Annotated in this window: 20 protein-coding genes and 1 pseudogene; 4 read left to right on the top strand and 17 right to left on the bottom strand. The window is 39.4% G+C overall.

The annotated features are described in order from the left end of the window. Positions 1 to 114 precede the first annotated feature (114 nt). The 5 genes from J416_RS16605 to J416_RS13990 form a co-directional block, all read right to left on the bottom strand. On the bottom strand, positions 115 to 795 hold the full coding sequence (locus tag J416_RS16605; protein ID WP_338029459.1) for an ABC transporter permease: 681 nt from the start codon (positions 793 to 795) through the stop codon (positions 115 to 117). Positions 796 to 851: 56 nt separating this feature from the next. After that, entirely contained in the window at positions 852 to 1379 is a 528-nt protein-coding gene (locus J416_RS16600) for an ABC transporter permease (RefSeq protein ID WP_338029458.1), read from the bottom strand. After that, on the bottom strand, positions 1372 to 2271 hold the full coding sequence (locus J416_RS14000; protein ID WP_003474081.1) for an ABC transporter ATP-binding protein: 900 nt from the start codon (positions 2269 to 2271) through the stop codon (positions 1372 to 1374). Before J416_RS14000 ends, J416_RS16600 begins: the two co-directional genes overlap by 8 nt. Positions 2272 to 2421: 150 nt before the next feature. After that, positions 2422 to 2775 (bottom strand): YlbF/YmcA family competence regulator, encoded by a 354-nt coding sequence (locus tag J416_RS13995; protein WP_003474080.1) that lies wholly within the window; start codon positions 2773 to 2775, stop codon positions 2422 to 2424. A 108-nt stretch (positions 2776 to 2883) separates the two neighbouring features. After that, positions 2884 to 4002 (bottom strand): DUF445 family protein, encoded by a 1119-nt coding sequence (locus tag J416_RS13990; protein ID WP_003474077.1) that lies wholly within the window; start codon positions 4000 to 4002, stop codon positions 2884 to 2886. An 81-nt stretch (positions 4003 to 4083) separates the two neighbouring features. Between J416_RS13990 and J416_RS13985 the strand changes: the two genes are divergently transcribed. From J416_RS13985 to J416_RS13975, 3 genes are all read left to right on the top strand, one after another. Further along, positions 4084 to 5412, top strand: coding sequence for a YheC/YheD family endospore coat-associated protein (locus J416_RS13985; RefSeq protein WP_003474075.1), 1329 nt, complete (start codon positions 4084 to 4086; stop codon positions 5410 to 5412). A gap of 51 nt (positions 5413 to 5463) precedes the next feature. Beyond that, positions 5464 to 6360, top strand: coding sequence for a PucR family transcriptional regulator (locus J416_RS13980; RefSeq protein ID WP_003474073.1), 897 nt, complete (start codon positions 5464 to 5466; stop codon positions 6358 to 6360). Between the two features lie 132 nt (positions 6361 to 6492). Continuing rightward, the gene (locus J416_RS13975; RefSeq protein WP_003474070.1) at positions 6493 to 7593 is read left to right on the top strand and encodes an ABC transporter ATP-binding protein; all 1101 of its coding nucleotides are present in this window, start codon (positions 6493 to 6495) and stop codon (positions 7591 to 7593) included. A 274-nt stretch (positions 7594 to 7867) separates the two neighbouring features. Here the strand turns inward: J416_RS13975 and J416_RS13970 are convergent, their stop codons facing one another. From J416_RS13970 to J416_RS13945, 6 genes and pseudogenes are all read right to left on the bottom strand, one after another. Beyond that, on the bottom strand, positions 7868 to 8167 hold the full coding sequence (locus J416_RS13970) for a hypothetical protein (protein WP_240407286.1): 300 nt from the start codon (positions 8165 to 8167) through the stop codon (positions 7868 to 7870). A 127-nt stretch (positions 8168 to 8294) separates the two neighbouring features. Next, the gene (locus J416_RS13965) at positions 8295 to 8498 is read right to left on the bottom strand and encodes an alpha/beta-type small acid-soluble spore protein (RefSeq protein ID WP_003474062.1); all 204 of its coding nucleotides are present in this window, start codon (positions 8496 to 8498) and stop codon (positions 8295 to 8297) included. A gap of 84 nt (positions 8499 to 8582) precedes the next feature. Next, on the bottom strand, positions 8583 to 9968 hold the full coding sequence (fumC, locus tag J416_RS13960) for a class II fumarate hydratase (RefSeq protein ID WP_003474061.1): 1386 nt from the start codon (positions 9966 to 9968) through the stop codon (positions 8583 to 8585). Positions 9969 to 10053: 85 nt separating this feature from the next. Next, entirely contained in the window at positions 10054 to 10914 is an 861-nt protein-coding gene (gene yabG, locus J416_RS13955) for a sporulation peptidase YabG (RefSeq protein WP_040513695.1), read from the bottom strand. Between the two features lie 84 nt (positions 10915 to 10998). Next, positions 10999 to 11447 (bottom strand): annotated as a pseudogene (locus tag J416_RS16355) (M15 family metallopeptidase). 489 nt (positions 11448 to 11936) lie between these two features. Next, positions 11937 to 12176 (bottom strand): IDEAL domain-containing protein, encoded by a 240-nt coding sequence (locus tag J416_RS13945; RefSeq protein WP_003474054.1) that lies wholly within the window; start codon positions 12174 to 12176, stop codon positions 11937 to 11939. 253 nt (positions 12177 to 12429) lie between these two features. Between J416_RS13945 and J416_RS13940 the strand changes: the two genes are divergently transcribed. Then, positions 12430 to 13314 carry a cation diffusion facilitator family transporter gene (locus J416_RS13940; RefSeq protein ID WP_003474053.1) on the top strand — a complete coding sequence of 295 codons (885 nt, stop codon included), beginning with the start codon at positions 12430 to 12432 and terminating at the stop codon, positions 13312 to 13314. Between the two features lie 360 nt (positions 13315 to 13674). Here the strand turns inward: J416_RS13940 and J416_RS13935 are convergent, their stop codons facing one another. From J416_RS13935 to J416_RS13915, 6 genes are all read right to left on the bottom strand, one after another. Beyond that, positions 13675 to 14112: a GNAT family N-acetyltransferase gene (locus J416_RS13935; protein ID WP_003474052.1), complete on the bottom strand. Its 438-nt coding sequence runs from the start codon at positions 14110 to 14112 to the stop codon at positions 13675 to 13677. A 22-nt stretch (positions 14113 to 14134) separates the two neighbouring features. Further along, a complete protein-coding gene (locus tag J416_RS13930) occupies positions 14135 to 14428 on the bottom strand; it encodes an AzlD domain-containing protein (RefSeq protein ID WP_003474051.1) in 294 nt (97 codons plus the stop codon). Beyond that, the gene (locus J416_RS13925; RefSeq protein WP_003474050.1) at positions 14425 to 15141 is read right to left on the bottom strand and encodes an AzlC family ABC transporter permease; all 717 of its coding nucleotides are present in this window, start codon (positions 15139 to 15141) and stop codon (positions 14425 to 14427) included. The genes J416_RS13930 and J416_RS13925 overlap by 4 nt, the downstream gene beginning before the upstream one ends. A 27-nt stretch (positions 15142 to 15168) precedes the next feature. Next, a complete protein-coding gene (gene map, locus J416_RS13920; RefSeq protein ID WP_003474049.1) occupies positions 15169 to 15921 on the bottom strand; it encodes a type I methionyl aminopeptidase in 753 nt (250 codons plus the stop codon). Positions 15922 to 16113: 192 nt separating this feature from the next. Beyond that, the gene (locus tag J416_RS15535; protein ID WP_003474048.1) at positions 16114 to 16215 is read right to left on the bottom strand and encodes a YjcZ family sporulation protein; all 102 of its coding nucleotides are present in this window, start codon (positions 16213 to 16215) and stop codon (positions 16114 to 16116) included. Positions 16216 to 16310: 95 nt separating this feature from the next. Next, complete coding sequence (locus tag J416_RS13915; RefSeq protein ID WP_003474046.1) at positions 16311 to 17063, bottom strand: SDR family NAD(P)-dependent oxidoreductase; 753 nt, start codon at positions 17061 to 17063, stop codon at positions 16311 to 16313. Positions 17064 to 17074 lie beyond the last annotated feature (11 nt).

The raw sequence follows: 17074 nt of genomic DNA, 5'->3' as shown, positions 1-17074 counted from the left end.
TTACTGGGAAATCCGCATCCTGCTCTTGCTAGATTTCCCGGTACTACACATTCTTCATTCTCCGTATAAAAAATAAACGCCCGGTTTCTCAACCGGACGTAACTTATATATCAATTATTCTTTCTTCGATAATTGAAAGGCTCGTTTAAAATCTTTCAGCGACGTCGATTTTCCATAAATTAACACTCCGCCTCGATAAACGCGTGCGCCAATGACAGCTAAAATGTAAATCGTCGCAATTAAAATCAGAATGCTTAAACCAACTTCCCAAATGGGTATATTCAGCATGCCTACACGCAAAAACATAGCCATTGGTGAGAAAAATGGTATAAAAGAAGAAATAGTCACGAGTTGTGAATTCGGCATACTTAAACCAAACATTGCGATGAAGAAAGCAACAATGATTAGTAACATGACAGGTGTCATAATTTGCGATACATCTTCTGTACGACTAACGAGTGAGCCAAGCATAGCTGACAACGTTGCATACAAAAAGTAACCTAATAAAAAGAAAACAATCGCATAAATAAACGTTGACACATTAGCTCCAGATAAACCGAAAAATTGAAAGAAACCATCCGCCATTTCACTCTGTTTTTGTTGAATCATGGTGTAGCCAAATCCTAAAAAGAGAACGATCTGTAGCAGACCAACCGATCCAATGGCTAAAATTTTGGCAAACATTTGACTGACGGGAGACGAGCTTGATATTAAAATTTCCATCACGCGGGACGTTTTTTCATTCGCAATGTCCGTTGCAATCATATTTCCATACATAATTACGGCCATATACAACAGAAACAAAATGACATAAACAAGCCCGCGGGCACTATTTAATTCTTCTTCCGTTTTTACAGACTCGCCATCATTCGTTTGAATAGCTCCGTCTCAAAATTCATGGGCTCATAGATCGATGCAACGACGTCTTGATCGAGTCCGGCTTGATTCGTTGCCATTGTTACTTTAATTTGTTCCAATTCGCTATTGAGCCGCGAAGGTATGGCTTGATTGGTTAAATCATCAGACAAATAGGTCGCTTGCGGTAAACCATTTTCACTTACGCTCACATCCAATATACCGACAAACTCGCCATTGTCCACCGCTTCTTGCGCTTCTTCTATAGATCCATCAAAGGATACCGTTTCAATTTCTGCTTCTGTTTCTTGCAGTCGATTCGTTAATTGATCAAAGATTTCCGTTTGTTCGGTCACAACAGCGACTTGATCTTTTGTGTCTTCACTATCAAAAAGCTTAATGATGGACTGAATATTGGCAAATAGTAAGATGATTCCTAAAAATAATACCGTCGTCCATATAAATGGTTTTGACTTCAATTTGGTTACAAAAGTATGAGAAAATACAGTCCAAAATTTATTCATACGATTCACCTGCCTTATCGATAAAGATATCATTTAAGCTCGGTTCATCCAGTTCAAATTTGCGCAAGAATCCTTTTCCTTGAACTTCTTGCAAAATGGATTGTGATACTTCTTCATTTTCAATCTGACAAAGCACACCATCTGTATAATATTTTGTTTGTACGACACCAGGTAACTGCTCGACGAACGATAAGTCAAAGTCTGCCTGAATCGAAAGGTTTTTCTTGCCAAACGAGCGTTTAATCTCACGCAAGTCACCATGTAAAATCGGCCTGCCATGTTGCATCATGCATAAGTGCTCACAGAGTTCTTCCACGTGATCCATTCGATGAGACGAAAACACGATGGATGTCCCTTGTTCCTTTAATTCAACGACCGCTTCTTTCATTATCTCGACATTCACTGGATCAAGTCCTGAAAATGGCTCATCCAAAATCAATAACTTCGGATTATGTATGACCGCAGAAATAAATTGGATTTTTTGTTGATTCCCTTTCGATAATTCTTCCACTTTTTTGTCTAGGTAATGAGGTACTTTCAACCGATCGAGCCAACTCGTTAAAGCATCGAGAGCATCTTTTTTGGTCATTCCTCGCAATTTACCTAAATAAACCAATTGTTCTTTAACTTTTTGCTTCGGATACAGCCCTCGCTCTTCTGGTAAATAACCGATTTCATCTGTTTTGTTGTAATCAATCTTTTCCCCATTCCACGTAATTGTACCTTGGGATTGATCCAACAAATTTAAAATCATACGAAATGTCGTTGTTTTCCCTGCACCATTTGCTCCTAAAAAGCCAAAAATGTGATTGGCAGGGATCTCAAGCGATAGCTGATCCACAGCTGTAAATGAACCAAATTTCTTTGTCACATGATCTAACTGTAACGTCATTTATTCTATTCCTCCATCCCTTTGCAGTACTCCTCTATTATATACGTACACATCAGAAAAAAGTTACAACAAATGAAATCTCACGAAAACATCGTTACAAGGCTAACAAAAATAAAGCTACAACATGACGTTGTAGCTAAGTTGAGTAGACTATCCTTGCTCTGATACGCCGTAAAGTTCTTCTAGTGGTTTCGTAATAATACGGCTAACTTCATTAATTAATTCATTTAGTCGTTGCTCTTCTTCCATTAATTTTGAAATATCTTCGTGTTGCTGTACTGTTTCAACGACTTTTTTCGCTTGTTCTACTTCTTCTTCCGTTATTTCTTCACCTTGCATTTGTTTTTGTTGCAATTCCATTTGTGTATTACGAAAGTCATCGAACATTTTTTTGGCATTGGGATCGTCCATCACTTTATCATAAGCATTTTTTAGATCCTGAAATTCATCACTTTCTTGAATTGCTTTTTCCAAATCATACGCGCTATCGTAGATGTTTGACATAAATTGTAAATCCTCCCAAAAGTTGATATAGCTATACGATAGTCACTTTTAACGCGAAAAGTAAGTCACCATGTATGCACTTTTTCTACTATAACAAAGATGATGATGTTAGCCAAACACAATATAAAAAATTCCTTGAATCAATCCAATGATCCCCCCTAAAAAAGCTCCTAAATAGGTGATTAAAGTGAATTCTTTTTTGGAGATCGTTAAGACGATTTGTTCGATTCGTTCGGTCGGAAACGAAGCTACTTGATGTTCGACCATTTTTTCAACTTCTAATCTGGCTAATAGTGTGGGCATTTGTTGTTGCAAACGATCGAGTATGACGTCTGCAAGCCTTGGAATCAAGTGACGTGTTACATGATTTTCCATCGGCTGAAGAAACTCCGAAATAGGTCTGTGAAACCATGAATCAATCGGTGCATACGTTTCAACGATATCTCCTACTTTTTGTTTGGCCTCATCACTCGTCATATACGTTTCCCATCTTTTCAATGGCGATTCGAAAAGGGCATTCATTTCCATTAACAGATTCCCGCGAATCCATTCATACCCTTCATCCGATTGAAGATACGTGCTGATCATCGTCTGCACTCGTTCTGCCATGTCTTCACTTGAGAACATCGAAAGAAACATATTACCAAAGAACCCTTTTGATTGAGCATATTGATCGATAATTTCAGCTAAACGCTGTTTGGTGGAATCACTTTCTGACATAGAAATCGCTCGGCTACGGACATAACGAATCCATGTTTCGGAAGATTTATCGAACGGGAAAAGGTCTTTTAAACGCTTGTCTTTATAATCATGAAAAAGATGCTGATATTGATCGACGGCCCACTTTCTCACTTGTTGTTGTACGTTCGATTGTGTCCATGGCAATTGGTATTTCTCCACTACATCAGCTAATGTCATATGGGTTTGCTTTAGCTGATGAAACAGATGAATCAATTGCTGTATCAACTGTTTTCGTATCACTGGTTCTTTCAACTTGCTTTGAAGACTTTCCGACGTAATCAGATGCGTCACTACAAGTTGTCCCAATTGCTTGGCCAATAAATCTCTTCGTTTCGGTATGACACCAGGTGTGAACGGAACTTTCCAACCACCGAGATATTTTGCTTCATATGGTCGAAATAACATCTTGATCGCTAGTGAATTGGTCACCCCACCAATGATTGCTCCGATCACTGTCATAACCAGTACGATCCATAAGCTATTCATCATCTATGCAACCTTTCTTTATGTATACTCATTTCCATCGTTTCATATGATGTATTATCTTAGAAAAAAAGGGTGTTGATCATGCAATTTTTTCAGGTTCACACATATACAAGTCCGAAACCACGCATGATACTGCCAAAATCGTTTCAGACAAAAAACGTCAATGTAACGACGATCCACTTCGGTAAACGACAAGTGGAAGCCACATGCTTATTTCACCAAGACGAAAATGATGCCATCTATTTATCGACTTCTGTGTTGCGTCACTTCAATCTTACACATCAAAACCAACTTTATGCTATCATTCGTGATCATTTGATGGAATTATTTTACCCTTTTGGTGTATTTACTGCTGGACTTGACCGTAAAGATTCTTTTTTTCACTCTCATCAACCGTTAATAAAAGAAATGATTCAAACGGGAAATGACCTTGGATTTCACACGTTCTTTTTCGGATATCAAGACGTTGATCCAGAAACAAATACAATTCATGGATTATCATGGGGCAACCAGCAATGGACAAGCGCTTTTTATCCAATACCCACTGCTATTTATAATCGAATTCCCAATCGAAAAGTCGAAACCCATTCCAAAGTACAAGCAACGAAAAAATTTTTACAAACACGTTCTCTCATGTTTAATCCTGACTTTTTCAACAAATGGCAGATCTATGATATCTTGATCAAACATGCAAAGAGCAATTATTTATTACCTTATACCATCTTACATCCTTCTATTGCGACTATACAAGAATGGGCAGATCAAAAGCCATTTTATCTAAAGCCTGTTCATGGCAGTAAAGGAGATGGCATCTATTTTATCCGTCCCTCAGGTGATAGAATTTGTGTGAAACATTATGAACAATCTCGCCAATATGAAAAGTATTATCAAGACATAGAATCGCTTCAACAATCATTATTTCCGAACGGTTTCTCTGCGTTCGTTTTACAAGAAGGGATCAATGTCATGCGAGTAGGCGGCCAACCGATTGATTTTCGCATTCATACAAATAAAGATGCTACGAATCAGTGGCAAGTAAGTTTCATTTGCGTGAAACATGCAACCAATGAAGCCTTCACGACACATGTCAACAAAGGGGGGCATTTTTTAACGTTAGCTGATGTCTTTACTAAACAAGAAGTCACACGTGTCGAACAAAAATTAATCAACGTAACGTTAATGATCAGTAACATCCTTGAAAGACAGCTTCAAGGACCGATTGGCGAACTTGGATTTGATATTGGCATCGATCAAGAACAGAAACTTTGGTTGTTTGAAGTGAACGCCAAGCCTGGTTGGTCTGTTCTGCAAGAGGCGGAATTTCGTCACGACGCGTCAAAAATTTTCTCCTATCTCTATCAATATGCATCACATTTAATCAAACAACATTCGTTTATTCTCAAAAAATAACATAATTTTTGTTATAATACATTTACAGTTTAGAGTAGAAAGAGGCATATTATGGAACAAAATTTAGAGCAGCTTTTCCCAAACATGATGAAAGGCCATACGGATGATCTTGAGGACGCGAAGGCGTATCAATGGTATCTGACCAATAACCAAGAATTGATTGGCATCCCCATCCAAGATCTATCGTCACGTGAAGAAGCCTTATTACGAACATTTTTGACACCTTATGACGCCAACATACCACCAACGACCGAACGCGAAAAAATGTGGAATGATGTGTTATTTCATCAGAAGATACCGAAAACCTTCATCGATCAACCACTCGATGGTTTTTATTTCGTTTATTTTTCGATTTCAGAAAAAGATATTGATCCAGATTCGTTTCGTGAAGCCATTGGCGCTTTATTTCCAAAACGCACACCGATTCTTTGGGAAAGCAATCAAGAAGGCGTCATTATACATGAAGGCGAAAAAATGACAAATCAAGCGGTATCCTATCAAGAAATCATTGAAGTATTAACGACCGACTTTTATATGAATATTCAATTGTTTGTCGGTCCTACGTTACATGATATCCAACAAGCGAGTGATTATTATCATTGGGTTCGGAACTGTTTTCGCCAAACAAGAACGGTCAATCGAGGGGTGATGGACTATGTCGAAGCCGTCCCTTATCTATTCCTACATAGCATGACGCATGAAGAGAAGCAGTTACTTGTCTCCGCCATATTGAATCCAGTCAAAGATGACGACGAATTATTAAAAACGGTTCAAGTATTTCTAGAGGCTAATTCAAATACGACACTCGCAGCGAAGAAAATGTATATGCACCGTAACAGCTTGCAATATCGGGTGGATAAATTTATCGAAAAAACGGGCATTGATGTGAAGCAATTTGAAGGCGCACTCGCCGTATATCTTTGTCTTATCATGCATATGAACCGATGAAACATGCATTTATGTAACCGTGCACAAAGCTTGTCGTATTTTTTGTGCATCATTTCTATTTACCCCGGTCGAAATTGTTAGTAAACTGTTAACTATAGATGAAACGCTTTCAATATGAAGGGGGAAATTAAAATGGCAGAATTAGCATTAAGAAACATTGACAAAATTTATAGTAAAGGGGAAGACAAAGCGGTAGATAATTTCAATCTTGAAATCGCTGACAAAGAGTTTGTTGTTTTCGTTGGACCTTCTGGTTGCGGGAAATCAACAACGCTTCGAATGATTGCAGGACTTGAGGAAATCTCTTCTGGAGAACTTTACATTAATGATAAACTCATGAATGAAGTAGCACCAAAAGACCGCGATATCGCGATGGTTTTCCAAAACTATGCGTTATATCCTCACATGAACGTATATGACAATATGGCATTCGGGCTAAAATTACGTAAATTTAAAAAAGATGAAATCAAGCGCCGTGTAGACGAAGCAGCTCGTATATTAGGCCTTGAAGCATACTTAGATCGTAAACCGAAAGCGCTATCTGGTGGTCAGCGTCAACGTGTGGCCCTTGGACGTGCGATTGTTCGTGATGCGAAAGTATTCTTGATGGATGAGCCTTTATCAAACTTGGATGCGAAGCTACGTGTACAAATGCGTGCTGAAATTCAAAAGCTTCACCACCGCCTGCAAACGACGACAATTTACGTTACACACGACCAAACCGAAGCGATGACAATGGCTACACGCCTTGTTGTATTAAAAGATGGTATTATTCAACAAGTAGGTGCACCAAAAGAAGTTTATGACAAACCAAATAACATTTTCGTTGGCGGATTTATCGGTTCACCAGCTATGAACTTCTTCAATGGTACATTAGAAGATGGGAAAATTGCCCTTGGCGATACAAAAGTTGACGTACCTGAAGGAAAAATGAAACCGCTTCGTGAACAAGGCTACATCGGTAAAGAAGTTGTACTTGGTGTACGTCCAGAAGACATTCATGATGAACCAGTATTCTTGGATGCTAACCCTGGTACTAAAATTGCTGCGAACATCGACGTTTCTGAATTGATGGGTTCTGAATCATACCTATATTCAGCATTAAATGATCAGGAATTCGTAGCACGAGTTGATTCACGTACAGATATTAATGGTGGCGAAACCATCGATCTTGCATTCGACATGCACAAATGCCACTTCTTCGACATAGACTCTGAAGCACGTATATACTAAAGAGAGAAAAACCCGGGTGTAAAAAATAATACCCGGGTTTCTTTATTTAGGGAAGATTCGTACCTTTTCTATTCAAAACAGAAACAATATATCAACTGTTTGCATTGAAACATACGTATTTGATGCAAACAGAAGTATCAATTGTAGCTGTTTGCATCGAAAAGGCTATATATGCTTCAAACAGCTAATTTAGATATCGTTGTTTGCACCGAAAAACGACAATAAACATATACATTCTTCCTAGATGAAGTGTTTTGATATTTTTTATCATCATCTACATCTCGGTTTGATTCAATGTCATCTCCATCACTGATTGACAGACTGGGCAATAACTTAGATGCACACATTCATCCGCTTTATTGGTTTCTGGATATCCATCAATCATTTGAGCATCCTCAACTTCAATATATGGCGCATAATCTCCATAATAATCAACAACCCTACCGTAATCTTCGACTAACTGTTGACAAGTCGTACATTTAACATCTAACGTAGTCAAGCCATTACAAACAAAACAAATCGGCATACCCATCATCCCAATTGTATTTTTATCAACATTTTTATCACGATTCATGACATACATATATCACTAAAATGGTAGTGAAAGAAGGCAACTTCAGAAATAGCGTCCATCTAAAACAAATGAAAATGTAGCAAAAGGAGACGCGTGAAGCGCCTCCTTATGAAACCTCTATTTTTTATTATTGTTGTTGTTGACCATTAAATTGCTGTTCCGCCATTGTTACTAAACGTTTGGTAATCTCCCCACCTACTGAACCGTTACCACGGGACGTAGTGTCTGCGCCAAGACTGACTCCAAATTCTTGTGCAATCTCAGTTTTCATTTGATCTAATGCTTGGTCTACTCCAGGAACAACTAATTGGTTTGAATTGTTAGTTGCCATGTTGATCACCTCCTGTACACACTATTGTGAACAGATCCAACATGACTATGCGAAAAAAAGCTTAGTAAATAATAGTAATCATCTCTACTTCGGATGTGTCATTTCTTCCGGTTTCACGTATTCATCAAATTGCTCTTCTGTCAGTAGATCTAGTTCCACCGCTGTTTCTTTTAATGTTTTGTTATCTTCATACGCTTTTTTCGCGATTTTCGCAGCATTTTCATAACCGATATGTGGATTGAGAGCGGTCACAAGCATTAAAGAATCTGATAAATTCTTCTCTATTTGCTCGTGATTCGGTTCTAATCCAACTAAACAACGATCGGTAAACGAAATCATACTATCTGCTAATAATTGAGCCGATTGCAAGAAATTATAAGCAATGACTGGCTTAAATACATTTAATTCAAAATTACCTTGACTCGCTGCGATGCCAATCGTTGAATCATTTCCCATCACTTGTGTCGCTACCATCGTCACTGCCTCGCTCTGCGTTGGGTTGACTTTTCCTGGCATAATCGAACTACCCGGCTCATTCGCTGGGATCGTAATTTCTCCAATGCCACAACGAGGACCACTTGCTAACCAACGGACGTCATTGGCAATTTTCATCAAATCTGCTGCTAGTCCTTTTAACGCACCATGAGCATGCACAAGTTCGTCATGACTTGTTAACGCATGAAACTTATTCGGTGCCGATTGAAAATTTTTGCCCGTGTATTCACTTATTTTCTCTGATACGCGCTCTGAGAATTCCGGATGGGCATTTAAACCAGTACCAACGGCTGTACCGCCAATCGCCAATTCTTTCACAAATGGAATCGTTCCTTGAATCATGGCTTCTGTTTTTTCTAGCATGCGATGCCAACCGCTGATTTCTTGTCCGAGTGTAAGCGGTGTTGCATCTTGAAGGTGTGTACGCCCAATTTTCACGACATCTTCAAACGCTTCCATCTTTTCTTTTAATGTTTGTTTCGTTTTTTGTAATGCTGGGATGACGACATCTTCGAGTTTTCGTGTTGCGGCAATATGTAAAGCGGTCGGATAGGTATCATTTGAGCTTTGTGACTTATTGACGTCATCATTTGGGTGTAACGTTACGTCACTATCGTCTTTTTTTAACTTTTCATTTCCAACGTAAGCCATCACCTCATTGACATTCATATTCGATTGCGTACCACTACCTGTTTGCCATACGACTAATGGAAAATGCTCGTCCAGCTTGCCTGCTAGTATTTCATCAGCTGCATACGTAATCGCATCTGCTTTCGTTTGTTCTAATAAACCTAATTCACTGTTCACAATGGCTGCACTTCTTTTTAAAATCGCAAAACCTTCAATAATCTCTTGCGGCATTTGTTCATGGCCAATCGGGAAATTTTCTTTACTTCGCTGCGTTTGTGCTCCCCAATATTTCTCTACTGGTACTTTCATTTCCCCGATCGTATCATGCTCAATACGGTAATCCATTACACATCCTCCTTAGCACATCTTCATTCCATTTTATTGTATCAAAAATTTGTTCAGGATAGAAAGAAAATAGCGGCATGGACCACTATTTTGTCTCAACGTATGGTAAGCCGGTGCGAAACAAACCTCTCGTTTCCATGCCACCTAAGCCTTTTTCCCCTGTTAACGTATTTCGAATCACATCATATACGTTCACTTTATCCATAAATGGTGTGTAGGCTATTTTCGCAACGACGTATACAGGATCTAATGCATGAATGTTGATGCGATCAGGGGAGCTTGCAAAATTAGCCCCCGCTCGGATTAATGATTCAAAGTGTGATTGACAAGCACCTGCAAAAATGACCAGTTGATCAAGAGAAGGCAGTAATCCGCGCGTTTTTCGAACCGCTTCTACAAAGTTGCGTGAATTGCGGTAAGAACTTAACTCTTTTTTCGACCCTTTTGCCTCTGAATACGCGTCATGACCTGTAATGACAATCATGTTAGGCTGTACTTTTTTAACCAGCGCTTCAATTTCAAAGGGCACATCATCTTCCTTCATATAGACACCGTGCACTTGAAGACCTAGACGCTGGTAAAGGTCAATGCATTTTTTTAAATAGAGTCGGTCTCCATCAATATGCAATACTTTCACAGGAAGCTGGAATCGTTGAACGTTTCTAGGGCCTTCTTGTTTGTGTTCTTGCTCCTTTTTCTCTTTTAATAACTGATAGTCTTGCCGAAATAACCGGTACGAGTATTCTTCTTTTTCTTTAATCTCTTCTTGTCTTTTTCGAATATCCTCTTCCGGCAATAAGCGGAGATCATCTTGTGGTGCATCGGCTTCTAAACGTAATTCTTCACCATGTAAAACGACGCTATCGTCATTTACTTCGATCACGCGGAAAACAATATCATGTTGATGAGAATATCTTGTCACAAGCATTCCTTTCATTAACCTCAAAACGAACACCCCACTGATGTCTGGCCTATATTAGGCTATGAATCAGTGAGGTGAATCGTGAATCAAAATATTCGCTTATATGTCTTACGGATATAGGTCAAAGTATTCTTCTAATGTGATCTGTTGTTCATGAATATCAGATGCAATGTCTTTACCAACATAACGAAGGTGCCATGGTTCATAACTATATCCAGTAATATCTTGTTTTCCTTCAGGATAGCGAATAATAAATCCATATTGATAGGCATGATCCGCTAACCACGCGCCTTCATCTGTATCTTTAAAACTTTGCTCCAGCACAGCCACTAACGCTGCGGAGGCAACATCCATCGCTAGCCCGGTTTGATGCTCACTCGTTCCAGCTTTGCCGAGAATTTATCAGCATGCGCTTGCCCATTTTCTGCTACATTATTTTCATAAATGGTTTTTTGTCTGTCATACGATCGATATCCAGAAACAGACACTAACTCCAAACCTTCTTCTTTAGCAGTGGCGAACAATGATTCTAGCGCTGTTGCTGCTTCCTCACGCATCAATCGCTTCTGATGTCCTTCAGGAGCTAAAGATGATACATCAGGTTCAACTAAGTCTGGTGGTTGATAGCCATCTGGCAATTTTCTTTGCTTATTGACAACAACTTCAATACTTTTCGGATTTTCAACCGTCACTAATTCATCAGACGATTCATTTGTATTCTGGTTTTCTTCTTTTGTTTCCCCGTTTTCCTTATCTGCATCATTATCCTGTTGTTCGGTTTCTTCACTTGGTAATTGCTTTTCTTGTTTCGGTTGATTATCAATTTGCTTTTGATCTTCTACTGATTTTGTAACTTCTTCTTGGCAACCCACTAGTGCAATGAAACAACATAAACAAGATGCGTAAATCCAATACCTCATTCGAATGTTCCTCTCTCTTTATATTGCTTCTCTACTATATCATAATTATATAGACTACCGTAGAGGAAAGAAGAACGATTTTTCGACGAAGTTTTGTCAGTCATTGTTATCGATCATTTGATTCATCTATTCAACATAACTTTGGTACATGTGACTTAATTCCATAAATGTATCTGTATCGTTTGTATCGATAGCTTGATTGATTTGTTCATCTAAGCGTGCTTTATTCCAACGATAACAAAGGTCATCTAAAAGTAATTGGGATACAAGCTTAATCTCATATGAAATTTCACGTTTTGCCATAAAATGACCTTTTTGATTCATATAAAACGATTTCAATTGATACGTTGTTTTTTGTTTTTTCATTGAGCACGCCTCCCTTTTCCTTTCTTATCACCATTATGGTGCTATACACTTTTTGACGCAAGCAGATTGTAAGATTTGCGTTCAAAGTGATTGTACTTTTTTCTTCCCTTCCAATGAAAATGGTAAACATGATATTTCTATATTATATGCAATAAATTTATGACGTGCGGGCTAGTCATCAGTATGGCTAGACTTAAGTAGTCCATGTTTGATAAGCTAAGCATATTAAACAGAAGCATTTGGAGGATAAATGATGGAGTTGAATACCAATTATAAAAAAGGAGAAAAAGGCGCTTGGATAAGCATTATCGCCTATCTATGCTTATCAGCCATCAAGCTATTGATCGCTACAATTGGCGGTTCTGCTGCATTACGCGCCGATGGGTTTAACAACGTAACCGATGTAATTGCCTCCATCGCCGTACTCATTGGCTTACGAATTTCGCGGAAACCACCAGATGCCGATCATCACTATGGCCATTATCGCGCCGAAATGATCGCATCACTCATTGCAGCTTTTATTATGATGACTATTGGTATTCAAGTACTGATTGATACCGTTCATTCCATTCTCGCCAACGAATTCAAACGGCCTGATATGTTAACAGCCTGGACGGCTCTAGGGGCAGCCATCGTTATGTTTGTTGTATACCGATATAATCTCTATTTAGGGAAAAAAGTAAACAGCACCGCATTAATCGCAGCCGCTCAAGACAATAAATCCGATGCTTTCGTAAGTATCGGTGCTTTTATCGGGATCATTGGCGCCCAATTTCAATTATTTTGGCTCGATCCAGTTGCTGGTACAGTTGTCGGACTTATCATTTGTAAAACAGCCTGGGATATTTTCTCACAAGCCACCCATACATTAACAGATGGTTTTCATCCAGATGAACTTGATGAAATCAAATCATTAATTGACGCTCATCCAGATGTAAAGGAAGTTCGTGATGTCAAAGGTCGATTACACGGCAACCATTCTCTTGTAGAAATCACCATTTTAGTTGATCCAGCGTTAACGGTGAGTGAAAGCCACCGGATCAGCGACCATATTGAAGATCATTTAAAAGAAAGATTAAATATCCCACATGCGCATATTCATATTGAGCCTTATCGTGAAAAAACGGAAGCACCTTGAGTCAAAAGACGCAAATGAACCATTCTGTTTGCTATGATGACGTTTATCCTGCCAACCGGTTGATCTAAAGTCAGCGATGGGCAGGATAAATAGATTTTTGAAGCAAACAGCTGCTTTTTAGCGCGTTGTTTGCCGTATATATTCTTTTTCGAGGCAAACAGCTTACTTCGATTCCCCTGTTTGACGCATATCCGCTTTTTCGATGCAAACAGCTACTTCCATTTCTTCTGTTTGATGCATATATTTTTCAATTCAGTCATTTATTCACCATTATCTAACCGGCTGATTAACTCGTCGATATTCGCCCATCCGTACGCCGTTTCTTGATATGTTCCATGACCAATAGTAGTCTGCTCTTGCTCAATTTTTTCTGCACCAAATGGGATAGAATTGATTGGTTGGGTTATTCGTTAACACCCAAACGAGTAATGATTGATAATCTAATTGTTTCATTTCTTCTGCAAATGCCTTTAACAAAAGCTTCCCAAGCCCTTTTCCTTGATGAGTCGGCAGTAAATAAATCGCAAAAATCTCACCATCAAATCCGAATCGTTCCGTGCGTTCTTTTCCACCTGAGGCAAAGCCGACGATCTCATTATCTTCTTCGACAACAATGACCGGTTGTTTGTGATTCGGTAGTTTCAAAATCGTTTCCCACAATACGATCCGATGTTCAATCGTAATATTCGACATGTCCTGTTCATTGATTAAATCTTTATATGTAGCTTTCCAACTGTTGACATGAACTTCTGCAATGGCCTCGACATCTTCTAATCGTGCCTTTCTTATTTGATACATTTCCGACACCCTAACTTGATTTCTATAATGTTAATACAAAAACAGTTGCGATGGCACTTAATACAACAACCATAATATGCAAACGAAACCACGCACACATGATGGCCACAATGCCGGCTACGATGCCAATCAATGGTTGTTCAGGGACGACCGTTATGATCCCAGGAAAAATGAGTGCTCCTAACGCCGCATATGGAATCGCTTCCAACCATTTATTCACCCAATTAGGGAAATCCACGAAATCTACAATAAAAGCAGGGATGATTCGTGGAATTAGCGTAACGACTGCCATGCCGATGATAATCATCCAAATCATGTATTTTCCTCCTCATCCAGTACAAATATCCCGGCAACTCCGCCAACAAGCGTACCTGCTACGATTCCCCAACCTTCGCCAATCATAGGCTGTAGCAGATAGTTCACAATCATCGCCGTCACACTAATCAAGATAATTTTATGCTGTTTTTTTACTGATGGGATCAATAGACCGATAAACATGGCATAAAGCGCGACGCCCATACTTTGACTGAGTTGTGGCGGAATCACATCTCCTAATAGCCCACCGAGAAGTGAACCGAATACCCAGGATAAATAGGCCACCAAAATCAGCGTACCATAGAAATACTGCCCATATGCTTGGTTCGCTTGTTTACGATAGATAGATGAAACAGAAAACGTTTCATCTGTTAATCCTAATGTTAGCGAAAACTTCCATGGTAACGCAATCCTTTTTAATTGATTGACAAAAGATAAACTCATAACAAAGTGGCGAAAATTCAACACGAACGTTGCAACGATAATTTCTATCGCACTGGCACTGAATGCAATCATATTTGCCCCCATAAACTGAGCAGCACCAGCAAATACGAGTAAACTCATACCGGTTAATTCCATTAAAGACATGCCAGATTGCTGCGCTAATACGCCATAGGCTAGCGCAATCGGCAAATAGCCCATGACAATCGGTGAACCAGCAATGAATCCATCACGTATTTGCATCTTTTTTTGTTGATGGTCACGCTGTGTCATTATAGATTTCTTCCTTTCAGTGACACCTTAATCATCTTGGCTCGTTAAGATGATCGGACCATTTTTATCAATCACAATCGTATGTTCATATTGCGCAGAGCGACTACCGTCTACCGTTCGCGCTGTCCAGTTGTTATCGTCCATTTTACTTTGCCAAGCACCTTCGTTAATCATCGGTTCTATCGTGACGACCATGCCTTCCTTTAAACGTGGGCCTTTTCCTGCTAAACCGAAATGAGGTATATGCGGTTCTTCATGAATGGTTGGCCCGATGCCATGCCCAGTGAAATCACGCACAACAGAATAACCTTCTCCTTCTGCGTATTCTTGAATCGCATGTCCGATATCACCAATGCGATTGCCTGGCATCGCTTGTTCGATCCCTTTATAAAGCGATGTTTTCGTCACATCTAATAATTTACTCGTACGCTCATCCGCTTCACCGACGACGTATGTCCAAGCGGAATCAGCTAGACCTCCATTTAAGTTCACAACCATATCAACGGTCACAATATCTCCTTGGACAAGCTTCTCATCACGAGGAAACCCGTGACAAATTTCATCATTAACCGAAGCACAAGTTGCGTATGGATATCCGCTATATCCCTTTTGTTCGGGTGTTGCCCCGTGATCGGCCAAGTATGACTCAACAAAGTCATCAATTTCTTTCGTTGTTATACCTGGGGTCATGCGTTTGGCAATTTCTTTGTGCACAGAAGCAAGTAATTTACCAGCTTCATGCATCATTTCTATTTCACGTTTACTTTTTCTTGTAATCATTCACGACTTCCTTTCTTCCAAAACTACGCTAACATCTGATTAAAGTTTATCATATTTTATGTAAAAATTGTGAGCATACGACTTAGAGGTAAAAAGAAACTTTTGACGACACACAAAATAAACTGGCAGAGAGGATCGCCTCCGCCAGCTATACTATGCAAAATGTCTGATGATAGTTAGAGGATGTCTATATTAGTATCCCCCAAAGCCCCAAGAAGCACCAATGATTATTAACAGAATAAACAACACAACGATCAGCGCAAATCCTGAGCCGTAGCCATATTGTGCACCCATTATTCATCCCTCCTTTAATACTTACATTTATACCATATGTAAGCAGGCGGGAAACTGTCCGTACTTCTCAAAAAATTGGGTGATCACCTATTTCCTTACAAAACATCTTTCACACTATAGTATGCGCCATTCTCAATCGATTCTGGTTGGATCAAACGTTCAACTAAAACGTTCGCTACAGTATCTGTATCGCGCAATGCATTCTCTTGCTTATAAGACCGGAAACGTTCGACATCTATAAATTGGCTTTCATCCGCCGAGCGAATTTCTCCTTGCATGTCTGTGTCCATAATACTTGGATCAAAAAGGATCACTTTATGACCTGTACCAAGTTCCTCTTGTTCAAGTGCGACGGTTTCCGTATAACGGTCTAACCCTGCCTTTGTACTACAGTACGCATTCCAACCATATACGGATCGATGGGCCGCGCCAGATGTCACATTCGCGATCACTAATGGTATATCCGTATCACGCCATGCATCCAACCATACATTCGTAACTGCCATTGGAGACAAGAGATTCACATGAACATGATCGGTCAATTGAGACATATCTTGTTTTCCTGCTTGTTCAATGGGCGAAACCAAAGCTGCATTTTGTACCAAAAGTAATGACTCTAGCTCTTCTTTTTCCAAATTGGCAATAATTTGTCGAAACGTGTTCTCTGTAGCATTTATGTCTGCCAAATCAACGGCATAATGCGTATAAGATCCAGGAAAATCGGCCGCTTGTAGTTCGTTATTCTCACTTCTACTTAGCCCAATGACATGATACGACGCTTGCATGAATAACTTCGCAATCGATGCGCCTAAACCTTTTGATGTACCAGTTACCACTGCATATTTCATCAAATAACACC

Source organism: Gracilibacillus halophilus YIM-C55.5, assembly GCF_000359605.1.
Taxonomy (GTDB): domain Bacteria; phylum Bacillota; class Bacilli; order Bacillales; family Amphibacillaceae; genus Gracilibacillus; species Gracilibacillus halophilus.
Note: the sequence above shows the minus strand (reverse complement) of the source record. Positions and strands in the feature narration are given on the sequence as shown.